The 20,009-nt window shown below is 56.5% G+C and carries 19 protein-coding genes; 10 read left to right on the top strand and 9 right to left on the bottom strand.

Annotated elements, in window-relative coordinates; translation table 11 throughout:
• Nucleotides 1–770, top strand: a 770-nt coding sequence (locus AACY09_RS13465; RefSeq protein WP_339488729.1) for a TRAP transporter large permease, incomplete at its 5' end; no start/stop codon positions are given.
• Between the two features lie 170 nt (nt 771–940).
• Here the strand turns inward: AACY09_RS13465 and AACY09_RS13470 are convergent.
• The gene (locus AACY09_RS13470; protein ID WP_339488732.1) at nt 941–2,578 is read right to left on the bottom strand and encodes an acyl-CoA synthetase; all 1,638 of its coding nucleotides are present in this window, start codon (nt 2,576–2,578) and stop codon (nt 941–943) included.
• A gap of 275 nt (nt 2,579–2,853) precedes the next feature.
• Between AACY09_RS13470 and AACY09_RS13475 the strand changes: the two genes are divergently transcribed.
• Complete coding sequence (locus tag AACY09_RS13475) at nt 2,854–4,761, top strand: beta-ketoacyl synthase (protein ID WP_339488734.1); 1,908 nt, start codon at nt 2,854–2,856, stop codon at nt 4,759–4,761.
• 189 nt (nt 4,762–4,950) lie between these two features.
• On the opposite strand, the gene cysQ is transcribed toward AACY09_RS13475, so the two are convergent.
• Both cysQ and nudE read right to left on the bottom strand, forming a co-directional pair.
• Complete coding sequence (gene cysQ, locus AACY09_RS13480; RefSeq protein ID WP_339488735.1) at nt 4,951–5,772, bottom strand: 3'(2'),5'-bisphosphate nucleotidase CysQ; 822 nt, start codon at nt 5,770–5,772, stop codon at nt 4,951–4,953.
• Nucleotides 5,769–6,335 (bottom strand): ADP compounds hydrolase NudE, encoded by a 567-nt coding sequence (gene nudE / locus AACY09_RS13485; protein ID WP_339488736.1) that lies wholly within the window; start codon nt 6,333–6,335, stop codon nt 5,769–5,771. The genes cysQ and nudE overlap by 4 nt, the downstream gene beginning before the upstream one ends.
• Nucleotides 6,336–6,468: 133 nt before the next feature.
• Here nudE and yrfG point away from each other — a divergent pair, with 133 nt between their 5' ends.
• Complete coding sequence (gene yrfG, locus AACY09_RS13490) at nt 6,469–7,131, top strand: GMP/IMP nucleotidase (RefSeq protein WP_339488737.1); 663 nt, start codon at nt 6,469–6,471, stop codon at nt 7,129–7,131.
• Between the two features lie 120 nt (nt 7,132–7,251).
• On the opposite strand, the gene lysM is transcribed toward yrfG, so the two are convergent.
• Complete coding sequence (gene lysM, locus AACY09_RS13495; protein WP_339488738.1) at nt 7,252–7,692, bottom strand: peptidoglycan-binding protein LysM; 441 nt, start codon at nt 7,690–7,692, stop codon at nt 7,252–7,254.
• 194 nt (nt 7,693–7,886) lie between these two features.
• Between lysM and AACY09_RS13500 the strand changes: the two genes are divergently transcribed.
• From AACY09_RS13500 to AACY09_RS13520, 5 genes are all read left to right on the top strand, one after another.
• Entirely contained in the window at nt 7,887–8,774 is an 888-nt protein-coding gene (locus AACY09_RS13500) for a LysR family transcriptional regulator (RefSeq protein ID WP_339488740.1), read from the top strand.
• Between the two features lie 120 nt (nt 8,775–8,894).
• The gene (fdhD, locus tag AACY09_RS13505) at nt 8,895–9,740 is read left to right on the top strand and encodes a formate dehydrogenase accessory sulfurtransferase FdhD (RefSeq protein ID WP_339488742.1); all 846 of its coding nucleotides are present in this window, start codon (nt 8,895–8,897) and stop codon (nt 9,738–9,740) included.
• Complete coding sequence (locus AACY09_RS13510; protein ID WP_339488743.1) at nt 9,737–12,073, top strand: FdhF/YdeP family oxidoreductase; 2,337 nt, start codon at nt 9,737–9,739, stop codon at nt 12,071–12,073. The genes fdhD and AACY09_RS13510 overlap by 4 nt, the downstream gene beginning before the upstream one ends.
• Before the next feature lie 224 nt (nt 12,074–12,297).
• Nucleotides 12,298–12,783 (top strand): hypothetical protein, encoded by a 486-nt coding sequence (locus tag AACY09_RS13515; RefSeq protein WP_339488744.1) that lies wholly within the window; start codon nt 12,298–12,300, stop codon nt 12,781–12,783.
• Nucleotides 12,784–12,948: 165 nt separating this feature from the next.
• Nucleotides 12,949–13,359 carry a glycine zipper domain-containing protein gene (locus AACY09_RS13520; RefSeq protein ID WP_339488745.1) on the top strand — a complete coding sequence of 137 codons (411 nt, stop codon included), beginning with the start codon at nt 12,949–12,951 and terminating at the stop codon, nt 13,357–13,359.
• Nucleotides 13,360–13,462: 103 nt separating this feature from the next.
• Here AACY09_RS13520 and AACY09_RS13525 read toward each other — a convergent pair whose 3' ends face one another.
• The 4 genes from AACY09_RS13525 to AACY09_RS13540 all read right to left on the bottom strand — a co-directional run bounded on the left by AACY09_RS13525 (nt 13,463) and on the right by AACY09_RS13540 (nt 18,197).
• Nucleotides 13,463–13,900, bottom strand: a complete 438-nt coding sequence (locus AACY09_RS13525; protein WP_339488746.1) for an acyl-CoA thioesterase — start codon at nt 13,898–13,900, stop codon at nt 13,463–13,465.
• A 39-nt stretch (nt 13,901–13,939) separates the two neighbouring features.
• Nucleotides 13,940–15,103, bottom strand: coding sequence for an iron-containing alcohol dehydrogenase (locus AACY09_RS13530; RefSeq protein ID WP_339488747.1), 1,164 nt, complete (start codon nt 15,101–15,103; stop codon nt 13,940–13,942).
• Between the two features lie 68 nt (nt 15,104–15,171).
• Nucleotides 15,172–16,962 carry an acyl-CoA dehydrogenase C-terminal domain-containing protein gene (locus AACY09_RS13535; protein ID WP_339488748.1) on the bottom strand — a complete coding sequence of 597 codons (1,791 nt, stop codon included), beginning with the start codon at nt 16,960–16,962 and terminating at the stop codon, nt 15,172–15,174.
• The gene (locus AACY09_RS13540) at nt 16,959–18,197 is read right to left on the bottom strand and encodes a 3-hydroxyacyl-CoA dehydrogenase (protein ID WP_339488749.1); all 1,239 of its coding nucleotides are present in this window, start codon (nt 18,195–18,197) and stop codon (nt 16,959–16,961) included. Before AACY09_RS13540 ends, AACY09_RS13535 begins: the two co-directional genes overlap by 4 nt.
• A gap of 102 nt (nt 18,198–18,299) precedes the next feature.
• On the opposite strand from AACY09_RS13540, the gene AACY09_RS13545 reads away from it, so the two are divergent.
• Nucleotides 18,300–19,199, top strand: coding sequence for a LysR family transcriptional regulator (locus AACY09_RS13545; RefSeq protein ID WP_339488750.1), 900 nt, complete (start codon nt 18,300–18,302; stop codon nt 19,197–19,199).
• 107 nt (nt 19,200–19,306) lie between these two features.
• Nucleotides 19,307–19,561, top strand: coding sequence for a hypothetical protein (locus tag AACY09_RS13550; protein ID WP_339488751.1), 255 nt, complete (start codon nt 19,307–19,309; stop codon nt 19,559–19,561).
• Nucleotides 19,562–19,564: 3 nt separating this feature from the next.
• On the opposite strand, the gene AACY09_RS13555 is transcribed toward AACY09_RS13550, so the two are convergent.
• The gene (locus AACY09_RS13555) at nt 19,565–19,996 is read right to left on the bottom strand and encodes a DUF3465 domain-containing protein (RefSeq protein WP_339488752.1); all 432 of its coding nucleotides are present in this window, start codon (nt 19,994–19,996) and stop codon (nt 19,565–19,567) included.
• Between the last annotated feature and the right edge of the window lie 13 nt (nt 19,997–20,009).

Raw genomic sequence — 20,009 nt, forward strand, 5'->3', positions numbered from 1 at the left:
TGGCCGGGGTGATTCCGGGTCTGCTGCTGGGCTTTGCCTTGATGCTGGCGATCTACATCGTCGCACGCAAGATGAACCTGCCAGCCCAACCACGCGCTACCTTCCGCGAATTTCTGACCGCTGCACGCAAAGCCGTTTGGGGCTTGCTGCTGATGGTGGTGATTCTTGGCGGTATCTATTCGGGTATGTTTACCCCGACTGAAGCGGCAGCCGTGGCAGCGGTCTATGCCGGTTTTGTCGCGCTGTTCGTCTACAAAGACCTGACGTTCCGCGATTGCCCGCAGGTGCTGCTCGACTCCGGCAAGCTGACCATCATGTTGATGTTCATCATTGCCAACGCCATGTTGTTCGCCCACGTACTGACCACCGAGCAGATCCCGCAGACCATCACCGCCTGGGTGATCGAAGCAGGCTTGCAGCCTTGGCAGTTCCTGTTGGTAGTCAACATCGTGCTACTGGTCGCCGGTGCCTTTATGGAGCCGTCGGCCATTATCCTGATTCTGGCACCGATCCTGTTCCCGATTGCCGTGCAACTGGGCATCGACCCGATCCACCTGGGCATCATCATGGTGGTCAACATGGAAATCGGCTTGATAACCCCGCCTGTGGGCCTGAACCTGTTCGTGACCTCGGCGGTCACCGGCATGCCACTGACGCAGGTTATCCGCGCAGCATGGCCTTGGCTGATGCTGCTGCTGGGCTTCCTGATGGTGATTACCTACATCCCTGCGGTGTCCATGGCCCTGCCAAACTGGTTAGGCATGAACTAAGCAAAAGTACCGATTGCAACACTTCAGCCCGGCCTTGTGCCGGGCTTTTTTATGGGGTTGAACTGACGCAATGACTGGAAGAACGGCGGACAGCGCGTTTTCGTCCACCTTTTGCCCCTGCATATTCGCGCTATAAACCGTTTCGCTGAACAGGCTTCGTGTTGTCGCACCTAGGTGTTTTTCAATCTTCGCGCCTGCTCACGCAGGACGAACTTCTGCACCTTGCCAGTCGAGGTTTTGGGCAGCTCGCAAAACACCACTTTGCCGGGCACTTTAAAGCGCGCCATATGCTGCTGACAAAACCGCAGCATCGACTCTTCAGTCGATTCAGTGCCCGGTTTCAAAGTGATAAACGCGCAAGGTGTTTCGCCCCACTTTTCACTGTCCATTGCCACCACTGCCGCCTCCAGCACATAGGGGTGACGGTACAAAATGCCTTCGAGCTCGATCGATGAAATATTCTCACCGCCAGAGATAATAATGTCTTTCGAGCGATCCTTAATTTCGACATAGCCATCGCTGTGCCACACGGCCAAATCACCGGAATGGAACCAGCCACCGGCAAAAGCTTCAGCCGTTGCAGTCGGGTTTTTCAGGTAACCCTTCATCACCACGTTACCGCGCATAAAGATCTCGCCAATGGTCTCGCCGTCCTTGGGCACGGGCTGCAGGGTTTCAGGGTCGGCCACCATCAAGGCATCCAACAATGGCGCACGCACGCCTTGGCGTGACTTCAACGTGGCCTGCTGCTCAGGCGACTCCTCATCCCACTCAGACTTCCACTCACAAGCCACACTGGGGCCATAGGTCTCAGTCAGGCCGTAAACATGGGTGACCTTGAAGTCGAGCGATTCCATTGCCTCAATCACTGCTGCAGGCGGCGCAGCACCTGCAGTCAGCACTTTTACCGGCTTGGTTTTCAGCGCCTTGAGCTCATCCGAGGCATTGGCCAGCATGTTCAAGACGATTGGCGCGCCGCAGAAATGATCAACCCCATGCTCGGCCAGTGCCGGGTATATGGCGTCAGCACGAACATGGCGCAAGCACACGCTGGTGCCGATATAAGCGGCCAGCGCCCATGGGAAACACCAGCCGTTGCAATGGAACATCGGCAAGGTCCAGAGGTACACGGGAAAGCGCGTCATGTCCCAGCACATGGCATTCGACAGCGCATTGAGGTGCGCGCCACGGTGGTGGTAAACCACGCCCTTTGGATTGCCCGTTGTGCCCGAGGTGTAATTCAAGGCAATCGCCTGCCATTCATCCGCCGGCAAACTCCAGGCATAGTCGGGGTCACCCTCAGCCAGCAGCGCCTCGTAATCAAGCTCCCCGATGAGCACGCCTTCCAGGTACTCGGCATCATCAATGCCAATAACCAAGGGCCGCTTAGCCATTTGCCCAAGCGCACGCTCAACCGTATCGCTGAATTCCTTATCAACCAGCAGCACTTTGGCCTCACCATGCTGGAGGATAAAGGCAATGGTTTCAGCATCAAGGCGGGTATTGATGGCATTCAACACGGCACCGCACATTGGCACCGCGAAGTGCGCCTCGAACATGGCCTGACCGTTAGGCGCGATCACCGCGACGGTGTCACCCAGACCAATACCACGCTGCGCCAGCGCTGAAGCAAAACGCACACAGCGGCTGTATGTCTCACCCCAGGTTTGCCGCAGGCCACCGTTAATCAGGGCCAGCTTTTGCGGATAGACGAATGCGGCGCGCTCAAGAAAACTCAATGGACTTAATGCCTGAAAATTTGCCGCATCGCGCGGCATGCCGAACTCGTAGGGATTGCTGCTGTTCATTATTGTTCTCCAGCGAAACCAGAAATAGCCCTTGCCAATACAACGCCTGACCACCGTTACAGCTTGTAGTATGGGTCGAGTATTAACCCTAACAGGCGTAAGGTGATGGTGAACCGCTACCTTGGTCGACAACAGTGACTTATAAGTCACCAAATGCGTCAGCATAGGCATCCGAAAATTTAAACACCGCTGCGCGCTAACCGCGCATTCAAGACAGGCTTCATCTTTTCAGCTATGTCGGTCTTGGTTTACCTATTCAAGGAGTTAACTGCGCCATGTCTCGTTTACCCGTTATTGTTGGTTTTGGTGGTTATAACGCAGCAGGACGCAGCTCGTTTCACCACGGTTTTCGTCGCACCGTGATCGAGTCAATGGACCTTGCAAGCCGTCAGGCAACCATCGCCGGGCTGGCGGTGTTGATGAAGCTGATCAAGGTGGTCGGTGGCCAATACCAGACGCTGGAAGATGAGGCGCTGAGCATCGGCCAGATCGACGAGCAGTTTTCTCAGTACATTTTTGCCTCCACGCTGGTGCGCCGCATTGAGAAAAAACATGTGGATGTCGATGCCGCACATTGGCAAAAGAGCATCACCATTGATGCCACAGCCGGTAACCCGCTGAGCTTTATTACCCTGCGCAAGCAATTGCCTGATCCGCTACCGTCCGACTGGGCAGTTGAAGACCTGAGCCCAAGTGAAGTGCGGGTCACGCTGTATGACAGCTGTGATTTCAAGATTGATAGCTACCGCGCACTGCCTGTGAAATCGGCCGGGCAATTGCCGAATGGTTTCGAACCAAGCGAGCTCTATAACGCCCGCTTTCACCCGCGCGGCCTAGCCATGACGGTGGTCGGTGCAACCGACGCGCTGCGCTCTACCGGTATCGATTGGCAGGTAATCAGCAAGCACGTGGCACCGGATGAAGTTGCGGTGTTCTCTGGCAGCATCATGAGCCAGCTCGATGAGAACGGTTATGGCGGCCTGATGCAGTCGCGCCTCAAAGGCGGACGCGTCACCGCCAAACAATTACCGCTGGGTTTCAACAGCATGCCGACTGACTTTATCAATGCCTATGTGCTGGGCAGCGTCGGCACCACCGGCAGTATTACCGGCGCCTGCGCAACCTTTCTCTACAACTTGCAGAAAGGCATCGAACACATTCAGTCGGGCAAGGCGCGCGTAGCGTTAATCGGCAACAGCGAAGCACCGATCACCCAGGAATGCATTGAAGGTTACGGCGCCATGGGCGCCTTGGCCACTGAAGAAGGCCTGCGTCAGATCCAGGGCACTGACGAGGTCGACTTCCAGCGTGCCAGCCGTCCCTTCGGCAAGAACTGCGGCTTCACCCTCGCGGAATCGTGCCAGTACATCATGTTGATGGATGACGAGTTGGCAATGGAGTTGGGCGCAGATATTCATGGCGCCGTGCCGGACGTGTTCATCAACGCGGATGGCTTCAAGAAATCCATTTCTGCGCCAGGCCCGGGCAATTACTTGACCATGGCTAAAGCCGTCGCCTGTGCCCGCCAGTTGCTTGGCGACGAAGCCGTACAACAGCGCAGCTTCGTTCACGCCCACGGCTCAAGCACCCCAGCCAACCGCACCACTGAGTCTGACTTGCTTGACCGCATCGCCGAGGCTTTCGGCATCGAAAGCTGGCCCGTCACAGCGGTCAAAGCCTTTGTCGGCCACTCCCTGGCCACGGCTAGCGGCGACCAAATGATCTCGGCGCTGGGCACCTTCAAATATGGCATTTTGCCGGGCATCAAAACCATCGATGAGGTGGCGGACGATGTGCATCAGCAGCATTTGAGCATTGCCAACCACGACCGCGATCTTGGCGAGCAGGCGATGGATGTGTGCTTTATCAATTCCAAGGGCTTTGGCGGCAATAACGCCAGCGGCGTGGTGCTGGCACCGCATATTGCTGAACGGATGTTGCGCAAGCGTTATGGCGAAACCGCGTTCAATGCTTATTTACAGCGTCGCGAGAAGACCCGCGCCGCTGCCGCCGAATACGACCGCAAGGCCCTGCTCGGCCAATTGGACATCATCTATAACTTCGGCAAAGACCTGATCGACGACCGAGAGATTGAGCTAGGCACCGAGCGCATCGTCATCCCAGGTTTCGAACAGCCGTTGGTGTTCAAGCAGGATGATCGCTACACCGATATGCTCGACTAGGTGACGGCAAGTGGATGACGCCTTTTTCATCCACCCCTTCCTCCGGCACATGCGATTATCGGTTGACCCTTGGTGAACAAGCGTTGCGTTGTCACACCCGACGAAAAGCCGCCGTCGACGCCCCGTCGCGGGTGGTCGACACTTTTTTCGGCCACCATTTCGGCGCTGTGCAGATCGGGATCTACTAAGTTAGCTAATCTCGCGGGCCAAGCTTAATAATTGTCCGCGCCACTGGGCGGAGGCGGGCAAGGCCAGAAAGAACGGGTTGAGCAGCGACTCACGGGCTTCATAAGTCAGCGCATCGCCTTGTAAGGTCAGCACCTCTCCACCGGCGCCTTCAAGCACGCCCTGAGCCGCGGCTGTATCCCACTGCGAGGTCGGCGCAAGCCGCGGATAACAATCGGCAATGCCCTGCGCCAGCTGGCAAAACTTAAGCGAGCTGCCGACACTGACTAACTCCAGATCACCAAACTGCTCAGCCAAACCGGCGAGCAAGCTTTCTTGCTCCGGGCTGGAATGACGGCGGCTGGCGACCACGGTAAAGGCACTGGTCGGGGCAATGCGCACATGAATGGGTTGCGCTTCACCCTGAGCATCTTCACGCCACGCGCCGAGGCCCGGGCCGCCATAAAAACAGTGGTCGTTGACCGGCATGCCAACCACGCCGAATACCACTTGGCCTTTTTCGATCAGCGCGACATTGACCGTAAACTCTTCGCTTCCGGCAATAAATTCCTTGGTGCCATCGAGGGGATCAACCAACCACCAGCGGGTCCATTGCTCGCGCTCACTTAGGGCGATATTTGCTGCCTCTTCCGACAGCACGGGAATGTTCGGCGCTAACGCCTGCAGGCCATCATTGAGAATATGATGGGCCGCCAGGTCAGCCGCAGTGACCGGCGAATCGTCAGCTTTTTGGCTGACTTCGACACCTGACCGCCAGTGCGGCAACGTCGCCTTTCCGGCCTCGCGCACCAGCTTAACAACGGCTGCAATTAAATCATCATTCACTGCGAAAACTCCCCGCGCTGAGTCAAGATATCTCGCGCCAGATACAACGCAGCCAATGCCCGCCCTTCACTGAACAGTGGCTGCTGTACCAAACTCGACAGCTCACGCAGGCTGACTTTATCCACGCGCATCGGCTCAGGCTCATCGCCAGGCAGACGCTCTTCGTACAAGTCAGAGGCCAGCACCACTTGGATTTTCTGGCTCATATAACCCGGTGACAAACTGAGTTCAGTAAGCAGCTCAAGTTTGCGCGCACCATACCCGGCCTCTTCCTTGAGCTCTCGGTTGGCCGCATCCAACACGTCTTCACCCGGCTCGATCAGGCCTTTGGGCAGCGACACCTGATAGTCATCCGTACCGCCGCAATATTCCTCAACCAACAGTGCATGTTCGTCATCAAGCATGGCCACAATCATCACGGCGCCGTAGCCCACGCCTTTACCTACCAAGCGTTCGTAGGTGCGTTCAACGCCATTACTGAAGCGCAGCTGGAGTTCCTCAATACGAAACAAGCGACTGCTGGCGACAATTTCTCGGGCGAGTACGGTGGGCTTCTGACGCATGAAGAGCGCTCCTTAACTATTCTTGCGAGTTATCATACCGTGCTTAGTCGAATATTCAGCCTTGAGATTGCCGAATCACAAGCTGAAATGAATCTTGACCACACAAAACGCACAGACCGACGATGAGCCGCATATGACTGCACTGCCTTGGCGCGACATAGACACCGTTCTGCTGGATATGGACGGCACCTTGCTGGATCTGCACTTCGACAATCACTTTTGGTTGGAACACCTGCCGCAGCGCTATGCCGAACATCACAATATCAGCCGTGAGCATGCTGACGCAGAGTTGATGCCGCTGTTCAAGGAGCACGCCGGACAACTGAATTGGTATTGCACTGATTTCTGGAGCCGCGAGCTTAAGCTTTCGATTCGCGACCTTAAGCGCGAAGTGGCTGAGCTGATTGCCCTGCGTCCAGACGCTGATACCTTTCTGGCTGCCATTCGCGCGGCGGGTAAAAGAGTGGTGCTGATCACCAACGCACACCGCGACTCCCTGTCACTCAAGCTTGAGCGCATCGAACTGGCTGTTTATTTCGAGCGCATGATCAGTTCCCATGATTATGGCTTCGCCAAGGAAAACCAGCAGTTCTGGTTCGCGCTCCAGCAAGACTTGGTATTCGATCCGGCACGCAGTCTGTTTATTGATGACAGTTTGTCAGTGCTGCGCAGCGCCGCTCGGTTTGGCATTTCCCACCTGCTGGCAGTGCGCGAGCCAGACAGCCGCCAAGGGCCGCGTGATACCGGAGAATTTGCAGCGGTTGAGGATTATCGGGCAATACTGCAGGGTTTGTAATCTGATTGGCTCAGCCATATTGCATGGCTAGCCTGAACTCGTGGGGAAATCCTGGCGTTTGAATGCAGCAGCACTCAAACGCCAAGTTGTGATTTAGCGAATCAAGCCAAACTTGACTGCTTATTCCTGTGGAATACGCAGGACCTGTCCCGGATAGATTTTGTCCGGATGGCTAAGCATCGGCTTGTTCGCTTCAAAAATCTTGTTGTAGTCGTTGGCATTGCCGTATTCGGCTTTGGCGATCGCACTGAGCGTATCGCCCTTCTTGACCGTGACAAAGCGCGCTTCCGGAGCCGGTGTGGCAACGGTGATCTTGTCTTCGACTTCAGATACGCCTTCAACGTTACCCAGCGCCAAGAGAATTTTTTCTTTCTCCTCCTGGCTGGCCACTTCTCCGCTGGCAATCACCTTCTCGCCCTCAACACTCAGTTGAATCGCAGGATTGCCCAGGCCAACCTTAGCCACATGCGCCTGAAGTGACTCAGCAGCTTGCGCCTCCTGGCCAACTACTGACTCCCAGAGCTTTACTCCGGCTTCTTTGACGAAACTGAAAATACTCATCGCTATTCCTCTCATTCCTTGGGAAATTCCCGACCCCTTAAGGCCCGGACTCTCAAGTCTAGCGTGAAATCCACAGATGCCAGTCCCGTTCATCCTTGATCGGTAAGATTTGTTCAGATTGATCCAACAGCGACCCGCATGGGGCAAAAAATCGCGCAGCACACTAGAATCGAGCCTCAAGTGGAGGCGAACCCATGGATATCAAACAGCTTAAATTTCTAATTGCTCTGGATGAGACCCGCCACTTTGGCCAGGCAGCCGCACGCTGCCATATCACCCAGCCGACCCTGTCCATGCGCCTGCGGAGTCTGGAGCAGGAACTGGGGCTTGAGCTGGTGCACCGCGGCCAGCGCTTTGAAGGTTTCAGTGAGGACGGCAAACGGATTCTAGCGTGGGCGCGGACCATTATCGCCGCCCATGATGGGCTGTACGCCGAGGCCGCCGCCTGCCGTGGCCAGTTGGTTGGCACGCTGCGCGTAGGCGTGGTGCCGCTTGCCGGTTTTGATCCGATGCGCCTGATCAAACTGTTCGCCGAAACCCATCCTGGCTTGCGGTTTGAGCTGTTCTCACTGAGCAGCGAGCAGGTTCTGGAGCGCTTGAGCAGCAATCAAATTGACCTCGGTTTGTCGTATATAGAGCGACTTGATCGCCAGCATTATCAAAGCCTCGAACTGGCCGAATCACGCATGGGGCTGTTGTATGACCGCCGCCACTTCCAATTTACTCAGCCGCAACTGAAGTGGGAAGATCTCGCAGAACTGCCGCTGGGCCTGCTTTCAAGCGGTATGCACTTTCGCCAGTCCATCGACCACAACCTGCGTTCACGGGGCATCACCCCGGTGCCAAGGCTGGAAACAGATGCGGTTCACCAATTACTACAAGCGGTAAGTGGCGGTATTTGCTGCGCGGTGATGCCATTGAATAGTGGCCTGAGTGACTTCACCGAAAATTTGGCGCTCACACCGATAGAGGACGCCCACACCCTCGCCCCGTTTGGCCTGATTATGCGCGGCAGCGGGCAACGCTCTGCCTTGGCCCAAGCATGCTTTGATCAAGCTAAAGGCTTGTTATTAAAGCTATAAGCTTGTTTCAGCGAGTCTTCATAGAGCGCGTCGATCATACTATCGGCAATAGCGATTAGACGCTCACGCCTTAAAGCAATAGGCTTGATTGAAACCAACGCATTAGTGGGGGAGCCTTGCATGCCCCGTCCTGACACTACCAAAGCTGGCAAAGACGCGACCGACAGCACCGAAAGCCCTGCAGATTACCACTACGCCGAGCTGACCGAAGCCAATGCCACCGATGCCGTGACCCTGGCCGATGAATGTGCACTTGCGATCAGCTACAACGGCATCAATCACGCCGTAATGATGGTTTCGCCATCCTTCGTTGAAGACTTTATCGCCGGTTTTAGCCTGAGCAATTCCCTGGTAAACGGCATCGAAGAAATTTATGACATCCAGCTCGAACGCAGCGGTGATGCTCTTACAGCCCAGGTAACCCTGAGCAACCGTGCCTTTTGGGCGCTCAAAGACCACCGCCGCCAATTGGCTGGCACCAGTGGCTGTGGCCTGTGCGGCGTAGAAGCGCTGGATCAGGCCTTGCCTGCGCTTGCACCATTGCCTGCAAGCCCGCTACCGCCCGCTGAACATCTTCTAGAGCTGCGACAGCGCATCAGTGCCCAGCAGCAACTGGCACGCAGCAGCGGCGCATTGCATGCGGCGCTGATGGTTGATGCCGATGGCGCCATCAAGCTCTGCCGCGAGGATATCGGACGGCACAATGCGCTGGATAAACTGATTGGCGCACTCGCCCATAGATCACTTGATCCACAGCGGGGTTTCGCAGTGATCACCAGCCGCTGCAGCCTGGAGCTCATCCAAAAGGCCATACGTGCAGGGATCAGCACCTTGGTCAGCTTGTCGGCGCCAACAGCACTCAGCGTGCAGTGGGCGAGACGGCATAACCTGAACCTGATTCATTTACCTCACCACAGTTCTCCAAGGGTCTTCAGCCCTGCACCAACAAGGGCGCCTAACCGATGAACATGCAAGTCGTTAACCCACGCTACCAGCCGTACACAGGCCCAGCAGCCGGCTGGGGCGCACTACGCAGCGTGACGCGCTTCTGGCTCAACAGTAAACAGCCTTTAAAAAATCTGCGCGCGCTGCTCAAGACCAACCAGAATGGCGGCTTCGATTGCCCCGGTTGTGCATGGGGCGACTCCGCAGAAAGTGGCATGGTGAAATTCTGCGAAAACGGCGCCAAGGCGGTCAATTGGGAAGCGACCAGCCGCGCGGTCAATGCCAGCTTTTTTGCTCGCTACAGTGTCAGTCAACTGCGTGAACAGAGTGACTACTGGCTCGAATACCAAGGTCGCCTGACCGAGCCCATGCGTTACGACAGCGCAAGCGATCACTATGTGCCGACCAGTTGGGAAGACGCCTTTGCCTTGATCGCCAAGCACCTCAAGGCCCTCGACAACCCGAATCAGGTTGATTTCTACACCTCAGGCCGCGCCAGTAACGAAGCGGCCTACCTCTACCAGCTATTTGCCCGTGCGTTTGGCACCAATAACTTTCCAGACTGCTCGAACATGTGCCACGAGGCCAGCGGTGTGGCCCTGGGTCAAAGCATTGGGATTGGCAAAGGCACCGTCACCTTTGAAGATTTCGACAAGGCCGATGCGATCTTTGTGCTGGGCCAGAATCCAGGCACCAACCACCCACGCATGCTTGAACCGCTGCGAGAAGCCGTGGAGCGCGGCGCCCAAGTGGTGTGTTTCAACCCCTTGAAAGAGCGTGGGCTTGAACGCTTTCAACACCCGCAACACCCCATTGAAATGCTCACCAATGGCTCCGAACCCATCAACACCCATTTCTTTCGCCCTGCACTGGGCGGTGACATGGCGGCCATGCGCGCCATCGCCAAATTCTTGTTGCAGTGGGAGCGAGAAGCGGCAGACAACAACATGCCCAGCGTCTTCGATCATGCCTTTATCGACGCGCACACCCAAGGGATTGATGACTATCTGCAGCTGCTCGACGAGAGCCCTTGGCCTGCACTGGTTGAACAGTCTGGCTTAACCCTGCAAGCGCTGGAGCAGGCTGCAACGCTTTACCGTGAGGCTGAACGGGTGATCATGTGCTGGGCCATGGGCATTACCCAGCATCAACACTCGGTGGCGATCATTCAAGAGATCACCAACCTGCAGCTACTGCGCGGCAATATTGGTCGCCCTGGGGCGGGTTTGTGTCCGGTGCGTGGCCATAGCAATGTTCAGGGCGACCGCACCATGGGTATCAACGAACGCCCATCGGCAGAGCTACTCGATGCGCTGGAGCACCGTTTCAACTTCAGGGCACCACGCCAAGCAGGGCACAACGTGGTTGAAGCTATCAATTCCATGCTGGCAGGCACCACCCGCGTATTTGTTGCACTGGGCGGTAACTTTGCCCAGGCCACACCGGACACGCCACTGAGCCACAAAGCCCTGCAGAATTGCGCGCTGACGGTGCAAATCAGCACCAAGCTCAACCGTAGCCACCTGACCACAGGCGCCGACGCACTGATTCTGCCGTGCTTGGGCCGTACCGATATCGACCGACAGGCGAATGGCCCGCAAGCCATTACCGTTGAAGACTCATTCAGCATGATCCACGCCTCTTACGGTCAGCTAACCCCGCTATCGACGCAGATGCGTTCAGAACCTGCGATTATCGCCGGCATGGCCAAGGCCACACTAGGCGACCATCCGGTCAACTGGAATGAGCTGATTGCCGATTACGGTGAAATCCGTAAGCTGATTGCCGACACCATTCCCGGCTTCACAGATTTCAATCAGCGACTGGAAAATCCCGGTGGCTTCTATCTGGGCAACTCGGCGGCACAACGCCAATGGCAAACCGGCTCGGGCAAAGCCAACTTCAAGGCTAATCCGCTGCTTGACGATTTAATCCCTGAGCAAGCAAAACGCAGCGGCCAACAGGCTGATTTGATCATGCAGACCTTGCGTTCCCATGATCAATACAACACCACGATTTATGGCTTGGACGATCGCTATCGCGGCGTCACCGGCCAGCGCAAGGTGATATTTGCCAATGAGGCAGACATTATCCGTTTAGGTCTAAAACCGGGTCAGAAAGTCGATGCAATATCACTCTGGGACGATGACATTGAGCGCAAGATTGTGGGTTTCACAGTGCTCGCCTTTGATATACCGGCAGGCCAGGCGGCAGCTTATTACCCGGAAGCAAACCCGCTAGTGCCTTTGCAGAGTTATGGCAGCGGCAGCTTCACCCCGACCTCAAAATTCATCGCCATCCGCTTGTTTGCCAGCGTGGCCGATAAACAAAGCATTGAGCTCAAAAGCGCCTGAAATCACAGCCCGCGATAGTGGCGGGTTGATCTCAAAACTAGCCGAAAGTAGCTCAGACTTGAGCTAGGCAAGTAATCTCAGACACCCCCAGATCTAACAAAGTTCTCGTTTAAAAACATATATTTACGATATGTGGAAATGTCAGGTTATTGGTCGGATTATGCTTGCGCAGTCAGCCACACAACAAGAGGATCGCGGCATCAACTTCCATTGAGTGACCGGTTATGAAGTACTCCTCAATTATCCTTCTAAGCCTTGGCATGAGCCTGGGCAGTACCAGCGTGTTTGCCGGTGGCACTGAGGCAGGCCTGGGTGGCGCCCTAGGTGGCGTATTAGGCGCAGCTGTTGGTCAGCAATTTGGTGGCAGCACTGGCGCAGCTATTGGTGCGGGTGTTGGCGGCGCAGCGGGGGGTGCTGCCGGGGCGGATCGGCGCAACCGCACGGAAGCAGCTATTGGCGGCGGCCTTGGTGGTGCAGGCGGCAACATTGCCGGGCGCAGCGTTGGAGGCACCAATGGCGGCCTGGTTGGCGCGGCCTTAGGTGGTGGCGCAGGCGGCGCGCTGGGTAACTATTATGCGAATGAAAGCCGCGCTGATGACCATGAGAGTTATCGCCGGGATCAACATCATCGCGACCGCGATCGCCATGGCAGGAAGCACGGTAAACATCATCACAAAAAACACGGCAATCGCAGCTGGCACCGTCGCTAGGGCCTGATTTCGCTGTGGCTTCCCAAGCCACGCCACCTAGCGGATTGACTGAACTCCCGCGGCATATTGCCATCAGACTTATCAGTAACGCCGTATTGACTGTTTTTAAACAGTCCATGCGGCCAGTGCCCCGCGGGTTGTGGGCGTCTGTATAAGGAGATTTCTATGCGCAAGTTAATCACAGCACTAACGCTGAGCGCCTTTGTGCTGCCAACGGCTTTCGCCGACGACGGCAAGACCGCGATAGGCAGCGGCGTTGGCGGAGCACTGGGTAATGTAATCGGCGGACAAGTCGGCGGAAGCACTGGCGCAGCCGTCGGTGCGGGTTTGGGTGGCGCTGCCGGTGGTGCAGTATCGTCAGACAAGGGCAGCAAGACTGAATCTGCTATCGGTGGTGGATTGGGCGCGGCTGGCGGCTCGGTGCTGGGTAACCAACTAGGCGGTAGCACCGGTTCGGCCATTGGCGCTGGGGTTGGCGGCGCTGCGGGTGGCGCGCTGGGTAACAACCTTGGTGATGATGACGATCACGACAGCCACGGCAAGAACAAGCACAAGAAACACAAAAAGCATCACTGAACCCAGACTACGCGATGCAAAAGCCCGCAAAATTGTGGGCTTTTTGTTGGATGACTTTTGCTTGGCTACCGAGGTTGGCCAAGCAAGCAACAACCCACGCGGACTAGGACTCGACCACAAGTTCGGCCAAAGCACTGCGTAAAGAGTCGGGAATTGCCACTGGCCGATTCGTTTGCCGGTCAACGAATACATGGACAAAGCGCCCCGCCGCACAGGCCAGCTCTTCGCCTTGCTTAAATACTGCCAGTTCGTACTGCACCGAGCTATTGCCCAGTTTGCCGACTCGCAGCCCGAGTTCGATCTGGTCCGGGAACGCGATGGAGGAAAAGTAATCGCAGCTGGAACTGACCACAAAGCCCACCACTTCACCCTGATGAATGTCCAAACCACCGACCTCGATCAGGTAGCTGTTTACCGCACTGTCGAAGTAGCTGTAATAGGTCACGTTATTCACATGGCCGTAGATATCATTGTCATGCCAGCGGGTGGTGACTGCTTGCAGGTGACAGTAGTCAGTGCGCAGGTGTTGGGCTTGGTTCATGCAAAATCCTTATCCGAAATGGCCATGCGCGGCGATCGATCAATAGGCTGACTGGTAGATTGCCAGTGCGTGCTGTTCGGTCATCTCAACCGGATTGTTAACCAACAAACGCTGTTGCAGCATGGCATCGCGGGCCAGTTGCTCAAGCATGTTCTGGCCAACGCCAGCGTCACGCAACCGGGTTGGCAAGCCGCTGCGCTCACTGAAATCTGCCAGTTCCATAATAAATTGCTCGGTGTGATCAATCGCCGTCCCGCTGCGTAGTTTCTCGCCCAACACCAGGGGTGCCAGCTCAGCGTAAAGCGGCGCCGCGACGCTGGCGTTAAAGCCCAGCACATGGGGCAATACCAAGGCGTTGCTCAAGCCATGGGGAATGTGAAAATGCCCGCCCAAGGGATACGCCAGTGCATGCACCGCGGCAACAGGGGAATTGGCGAACGCCTGCCCGGCCAAGCAGGCACCAAGCAACATAGCCTGACGCGCTTCGCGATTGGCGCCGTTGTGTACCACCTCATCAAGGTTCGCAGCTAGCAGACGCAAGGCTTCGCGCGCCAGCATGTCAGACAGTGGGTTTTTCTTGTGCACGCTGGTGTAGGCCTCAATCGCATGCACCATGGCATCAATGCCGGTGGCAGCGGTGACCGCTGGTGGTAAACCCAAGGTCAAATCAGCGTCCAACAACGCCAAATCAGGCAGCAATAGCGGCGAGACTGCGCCCATCTTGGTCGTTTCGCCAGTGGTGACAATCGCCACCGGGGTGACTTCAGAGCCGGTGCCAGCCGTCGTAGGCACTTGAATCAGCGGCAGACGCTGGCCGGTCGCGTTGGCTACACCATAGATTTCAGACAACTGCTGGCTACTCTGTGGATGCGCCAGCAAGGCGACCAGCTTGGCAACGTCCATCGAACTGCCGCCACCGAAACCAACAATCAATTCGGCTTGCAGCGCACGGGCTTGTGCAACAGCGGCTAAAACGATGGCTTCGGGCGGGTCCGCCACAACCTGATCAAACACCTCGAACGCCACCTGCTCGCTGGCGAAACCCGACAGCACCGAATCCAATAACCCCAGTTTGGTGATCCCGGGATCGGTCACAATCAATACACGTTTACCGCCACGTTCACGGCATAGCGCCGCCAGGCGACTCGAAGCACCGGGCTCGCAGATAATCTGTGCGGTTGTAGCAAAACTGAATGGGCGCATGATCGTTGTCCTCTTATTATCTGTTCTAGGCGGGCAGCGCTATTTAGCGGCGCTGCCACTTTCAGCCATTAAAACGCAAAGCTGGCCTCAGGCATGGCCATCAGACAGTCGGCACCGCCCAATATCGCTTCACGGTGCATGCTGGCGCGCGGCAGAACACGTTGCAGGTAGAAATTGGCGCTGTGCAATTTAGCTTGATAGAACTCGGCATCCGTATCGCTGCCCTCGAGCTGGTCTTGGGCACGCGCCGCAGCCTGCAACCAGAAGCCTGCCAACAACACATAGGCGGAATACTGCAAGAAGTCCACTGAGCAGGCGCCAATCTCTTGCGGGTCACGCTGGCAGGCACTGATCACGACGCCGGTTAGCTCACGCCATTGGTCGATACGCGCCTGTACAGTTGCAGCCATCACCTGCAAGGCTGGACGCTTATCCTGAGCAGCGCAAAGCTGGCTGAATTCATCACAGAGTGCAGTCAACTGCTGTCCTCCATCGCCCAGCAACTTACGACGGATGTAGTCCAACGCCTGAATACCGTTGGTGCCCTCATAAAGCTGGGTGATACGACTGTCGCGCATCAATTGCTCGATGCCCCACTCGCGTATGTAACCGTGCCCGCCGTAGACCTGCACCGCATGACTGGCGACTTCCTGGCCCATGTCGGTGAAGAATGCTTTGACGATCGGAATCAGCAGCGCCACGCGTTTGCCGGCGGCTTTACGCTCAGCCGCTACAGGGTGGCCATGCTCCAAATCGAGCAAACGTGCGGTATAGGCCGCCAACATGCGTGAGCCTTCGACCAGGGTCTTCTGCGTCAACAGCATGCGCCGCACATCCGGGTGGACGATGATCGGGTCGGCTGCTTTTTCCGGGGCGACGGGGCCGGTGAGTGCGCGCGACTGCAAACGCTCGCGGGCATAACTCAGCGCCCCCTGAAAAGCCGCTTCAGCCACGCCCAGGCCTTGCAACCCGACCTGAAAACGCGCGTCGTTCATCATCGTGAACATACCCGCCAAGCCCTGATTGGCCTCGCCGATCAGCCAGCCGGTAGCGCCATCGAAGTTCATAACGCAGGTCGCCGCGCCCTTGATACCCATCTTGTGTTCGAGGGCGCCGCAGCTCAATGCGTTACGTTCACCCACGCTACCATCGGCATTAGCGGTAAACTTGGGCACCAGCAACAAGCTGATGCCTTTGACCCCAGCGGGGGCATCTGGCAGGCGAGCCAATACCAGATGGACAATATTCTCACTGAGGTCCTGCTCACCACCGCTGATAAAAATCTTGTTGCCGCTAATCCGATAGCTGCCATCCGCTTGCGGCTCAGCTTTGGTCCGCAGCAAGGCCAGGTCAGTCCCAGCCTGCGGTTCGGTCAGGCACATGGTGCCGGTCCATTCGCCACTGACCAGCTTGTGCAGATAGGCCTGCTTCAGTTCCTCACTGCCGTGGGCATTGAGCGCCAGCACCGCACCTTCGGTGAGGCCCGAATAGACCCGGAACGACAAGCTTGCGCCCATCAACATCTCGTGAAAATTGCAGGCCAACAGTTGCGGCAGTGCCTGGCCGCCAAAATCGGCGGGGCCGGTCATGCTTGCCCAACCGTTCGCCACATATCGCTGGTATGCCTCACGGAAGCCATCCGGAGTCGTCACCTCGCCATTGGCAAGACTGGCACCCTGCTCGTCGCTATTGCGATTGAGCGGCGCGACTACTTCACCGGCATAGCGCGCGGCTTCTTCCATCACGCCATCAATCAGCTCGCGATCAAGGCCATTGCCCAACACCTGGCAGTGACCACTGATATCGAATAATTCGTGCATGACGAAACGCATGTCACGCAGCGGCGCCTGATAACTCATAGCGAACCCTCTTGCACATCAGCGAAACGTTTCTGCTGCTCGGCCAGTTGTGCAATTAATCGAGCAGGTTGCCAATGCTCGCCATGGATGGCCTGCAAATGCTCCAGTCGTGCCTTGATATCGGCCACGCCTTGGGTATCCGCCCAACTCATCGGCCCACCTTTGTCAGCCGGGAAGCCATACCCATTGAGATAGACCAAATCGATATCATGGCTATTGGCAGCGATATTTTCCTCAAGGATTTTCGCCCCTTCGTTGACCAGCGCCAGCAAGCAACGCTCGAGAATCTCTTCCGGGCCTATATCGCGGCGCCTGAAGCCAAGGGACTCGGAAACCTTGAGCACCAGCGCATCCACTTCAGGGTCTTGCTCGGCCTGACGACTGCCTTCGGCGTAGCGGTAATACCCCATGCCTGCCTTCTGACCGAAGCGGCCCAATTCACATAGGCGATTATCGACTTGAACCACAGGTTGGTCCTGACCTTTGCCAGCCAATTCGCGCGCCCGCCATTCCAGATCGATACCGACCACGTCGTACATGCGGAACGGCCCCATGGCGAAGCCAAAACCTTGCAGCGCAGCGTCTACCTGATGCGGATAGGCGCCTTCAAGCAACATCATCCGTGCCTCACGAACATAAGTGCTGAGCATGCGATTGCCAATAAAGCCGTCGCAATTACCGGCCACCACACTGACTTTGCCAATCCGCTTACCCAGCGCCAGCGCAGCATCGAGTACTGCCTTTGAGGTTTTATCGCCGCGCACAATTTCCAGCAGTTTCATGATGTGCGCAGGGCTAAAGAAGTGCAGGCCCAAGACGTGATCGGGACGCTGGGTCACAGCAGCAATGGCATCTATATCCAAAGCCGAGGTATTGCTGGCCAAAATCGCTCCCGGCTTGAGCGTGGCATCCAGGGTGCGGAAAATTTGCTGCTTAAGTTCGAGATTCTCGTAAACGGCCTCGATCACCAGATCGGCATCTGCCAACGCCGCATAATCAGCAACCGCTGTAATACAGGCATAGCGCGCAGCCGACTGTTCAGCAGTGATGCGCTGCAATTCAACGTTGCGCGCGTTGGTCTTGGCGACCGCGTCCAGCGCCTGCTCCAGCATTTGCGCATTATTGTCGAGCCAAAGAACCTGAATGCCCGCATTTGCCAGGCTCATGACAATGCCACGGCCCATGGTTCCGGCGCCAATAACGGCGGCTCGCTGAATATCAAAAACACTGCTCATGATTATCCCTCTTGTAATTGAGCGAGCAAAAGATCGCCCATCACAATAAGCAACGCGCTACTATTTTTGAAATTTAGTCTTGTGATACTTATTATTCAGCCGATGAATATACTTAGTTTCGACCTCAACCTGCTGCGGGTGCTGGATGCATTGATGCGCGAGAAGAATGTCTCGCGGGCCGCAGAACGCCTGGCCTTGAGCCAACCCGCAGTAAGCAATGCGCTGAACCGCTTGCGGGTCTTACTGGATGATCCACTGCTGGTGCGTACCGGCCGCAGCATGCAACCAACCCCCCGGGCCCTGGCATTGGCCGGACCGATTCGGCTGGCGTTGCAACAAATCGAGCAAAGTTTGACGGCTGGCCAGACATTTGAACCGGCCAGCAGCACTCAACACTTCAGCATCGCCCTGACCGATTATGTCGAACTGATTTGCATGCCGCAGTTAATGCGTAGGCTCAGTGAAACGGCGCCGGGGATTCGCATTGATATTCACCATCTTGATCCGCGCTTACCGATCGAGGCACTGGATAACGGCGACCTGGATCTGGTTTTGGGACGTTTTCATGATATCCCCGCCCGCTTCAGCCGCCAGCACTGGGGCAGTGAAACCCTGCAGTTGGCTGTGCGTAAAGGCCACCCCCTGATCACCAACGGTGTTGACCTCGAGCTGTTTCTCAAGCTTCGCCAGTTGTGGGTACATGGCGGACAAACCCGCGGCATGGTTGATCAATGGTTAAACGAACAAGGCTTACAACGTGATGTGGTGTACACCACGCCAAACTACCTCCAGGCCGCGCACATCGTCGCCAGTAGCGATCTGGGCGCCGTGCTCCCAGACCAACTGGCCAAGCACTTTGCCGCACTGCTGCCACTGCAACTGTTCGATTTACCTTTCGAGCTTGAAGCCTTTCACCTCGAGGTGGTGAGCCTCAGCCAGCGTCAGCGCGACCCCGCCCTGCAATGGCTTATCGAACAACTGCTGAGCGTTGCAGCGGACTAGGCCAGCGTATTCAAAAGACACTGTAATCGTCGGGCACAAGCCAGCTTGAGCGGCTAGGCTTGGAGTAAACCCAGCCAACACTGCGCACCGACCATGGAGTTGTCCGAATGATACCGCTCAAACATCTTTACCTGTATTTCCAAGATGGCCAACGCTTGGCGATGCGTTTCCCTCAGCAAAGCAAAGACCCAGTAGAGGTAGCACGCGGTATTCGCAAACAGCTCGAATCGCCGTTTTTATCCATCGAGGTCGATGGCGACTTGCTGATGATTCCCCGTGAAAGCATCAAGTACCTGCAAATCTCGCCAGCCCCTGTAGCCCTGCCCGATCCAGTAATCGCCGGTGCCGAGATGATTGACTAGTCCCTAGTGGAAGGTTTGGCCGTCATGCTTGAGCCAACCATCAACATGACGGCGCCCCGGGTCGCGGTGCGTCCAGTGCACAACTCCGCCTTTGTCGGTCCACTCGTATTCGCCATAAAACTCAACCCTGTCGCCGGCACGTAAGCCACGGATACGCGGCGCGAGGTCAATGTTGTGGGCGATCAAGATGCTCGGACCATTAGCGATTTTGAGAATAAATTTCTGGTGCCGCGAGCCTTTCAAATCATCGCGCAGAACCTTGACCACAACCCCCTCGCCCATCACCTGCACATCACTCTGCTGGCGACTGTAGGCCTGCAACAACGCAGCATTCGAGGTTGTTGCAGGGGTACTCCCTGGCAGTGAAATCCCCTGCTCTTTGGCAAAGCCGTAGGCCAGCACCAGGGCAATAATCAAATAGGCAAATTTTTTCATAAGTAGTGGCAAT

This window comes from Pseudomonas sp. EL_65y_Pfl2_R95 (assembly GCF_963971045.1).
Classification (GTDB): Bacteria; Pseudomonadota; Gammaproteobacteria; order Pseudomonadales; family Pseudomonadaceae; genus Aquipseudomonas.

Bases quoted from the DNA above. Each gene is read 5' to 3' on its own strand.
- AACY09_RS13470 (WP_339488732.1), bottom strand. From the start codon at position 2,578: ATGAACAGCAGCAATCCCTACGAGTTCGGCATGCCGCGCGATGCGGCA.
- AACY09_RS13475 (WP_339488734.1), top strand. From the start codon at position 2,854: ATGTCTCGTTTACCCGTTATTGTTGGTTTTGGTGGTTATAACGCAGCA.
- nudE (WP_339488736.1), bottom strand. From the start codon at position 6,335: ATGCGTCAGAAGCCCACCGTACTCGCCCGAGAAATTGTCGCCAGCAGT.
- yrfG (WP_339488737.1), top strand. From the start codon at position 6,469: ATGACTGCACTGCCTTGGCGCGACATAGACACCGTTCTGCTGGATATG.
- lysM (WP_339488738.1), bottom strand. From the start codon at position 7,692: ATGAGTATTTTCAGTTTCGTCAAAGAAGCCGGAGTAAAGCTCTGGGAG.
- AACY09_RS13500 (WP_339488740.1), top strand. From the start codon at position 7,887: ATGGATATCAAACAGCTTAAATTTCTAATTGCTCTGGATGAGACCCGC.
- fdhD (WP_339488742.1), top strand. From the start codon at position 8,895: ATGCCCCGTCCTGACACTACCAAAGCTGGCAAAGACGCGACCGACAGC.
- AACY09_RS13510 (WP_339488743.1), top strand. From the start codon at position 9,737: ATGAACATGCAAGTCGTTAACCCACGCTACCAGCCGTACACAGGCCCA.
- AACY09_RS13515 (WP_339488744.1), top strand. From the start codon at position 12,298: ATGAAGTACTCCTCAATTATCCTTCTAAGCCTTGGCATGAGCCTGGGC.
- AACY09_RS13520 (WP_339488745.1), top strand. From the start codon at position 12,949: ATGCGCAAGTTAATCACAGCACTAACGCTGAGCGCCTTTGTGCTGCCA.
- AACY09_RS13525 (WP_339488746.1), bottom strand. From the start codon at position 13,900: ATGAACCAAGCCCAACACCTGCGCACTGACTACTGTCACCTGCAAGCA.
- AACY09_RS13530 (WP_339488747.1), bottom strand. From the start codon at position 15,103: ATGCGCCCATTCAGTTTTGCTACAACCGCACAGATTATCTGCGAGCCC.
- AACY09_RS13535 (WP_339488748.1), bottom strand. From the start codon at position 16,962: ATGAGTTATCAGGCGCCGCTGCGTGACATGCGTTTCGTCATGCACGAA.
- AACY09_RS13540 (WP_339488749.1), bottom strand. From the start codon at position 18,197: ATGAGCAGTGTTTTTGATATTCAGCGAGCCGCCGTTATTGGCGCCGGA.
- AACY09_RS13545 (WP_339488750.1), top strand. From the start codon at position 18,300: ATGAATATACTTAGTTTCGACCTCAACCTGCTGCGGGTGCTGGATGCA.
- AACY09_RS13550 (WP_339488751.1), top strand. From the start codon at position 19,307: ATGATACCGCTCAAACATCTTTACCTGTATTTCCAAGATGGCCAACGC.
- AACY09_RS13555 (WP_339488752.1), bottom strand. From the start codon at position 19,996: ATGAAAAAATTTGCCTATTTGATTATTGCCCTGGTGCTGGCCTACGGC.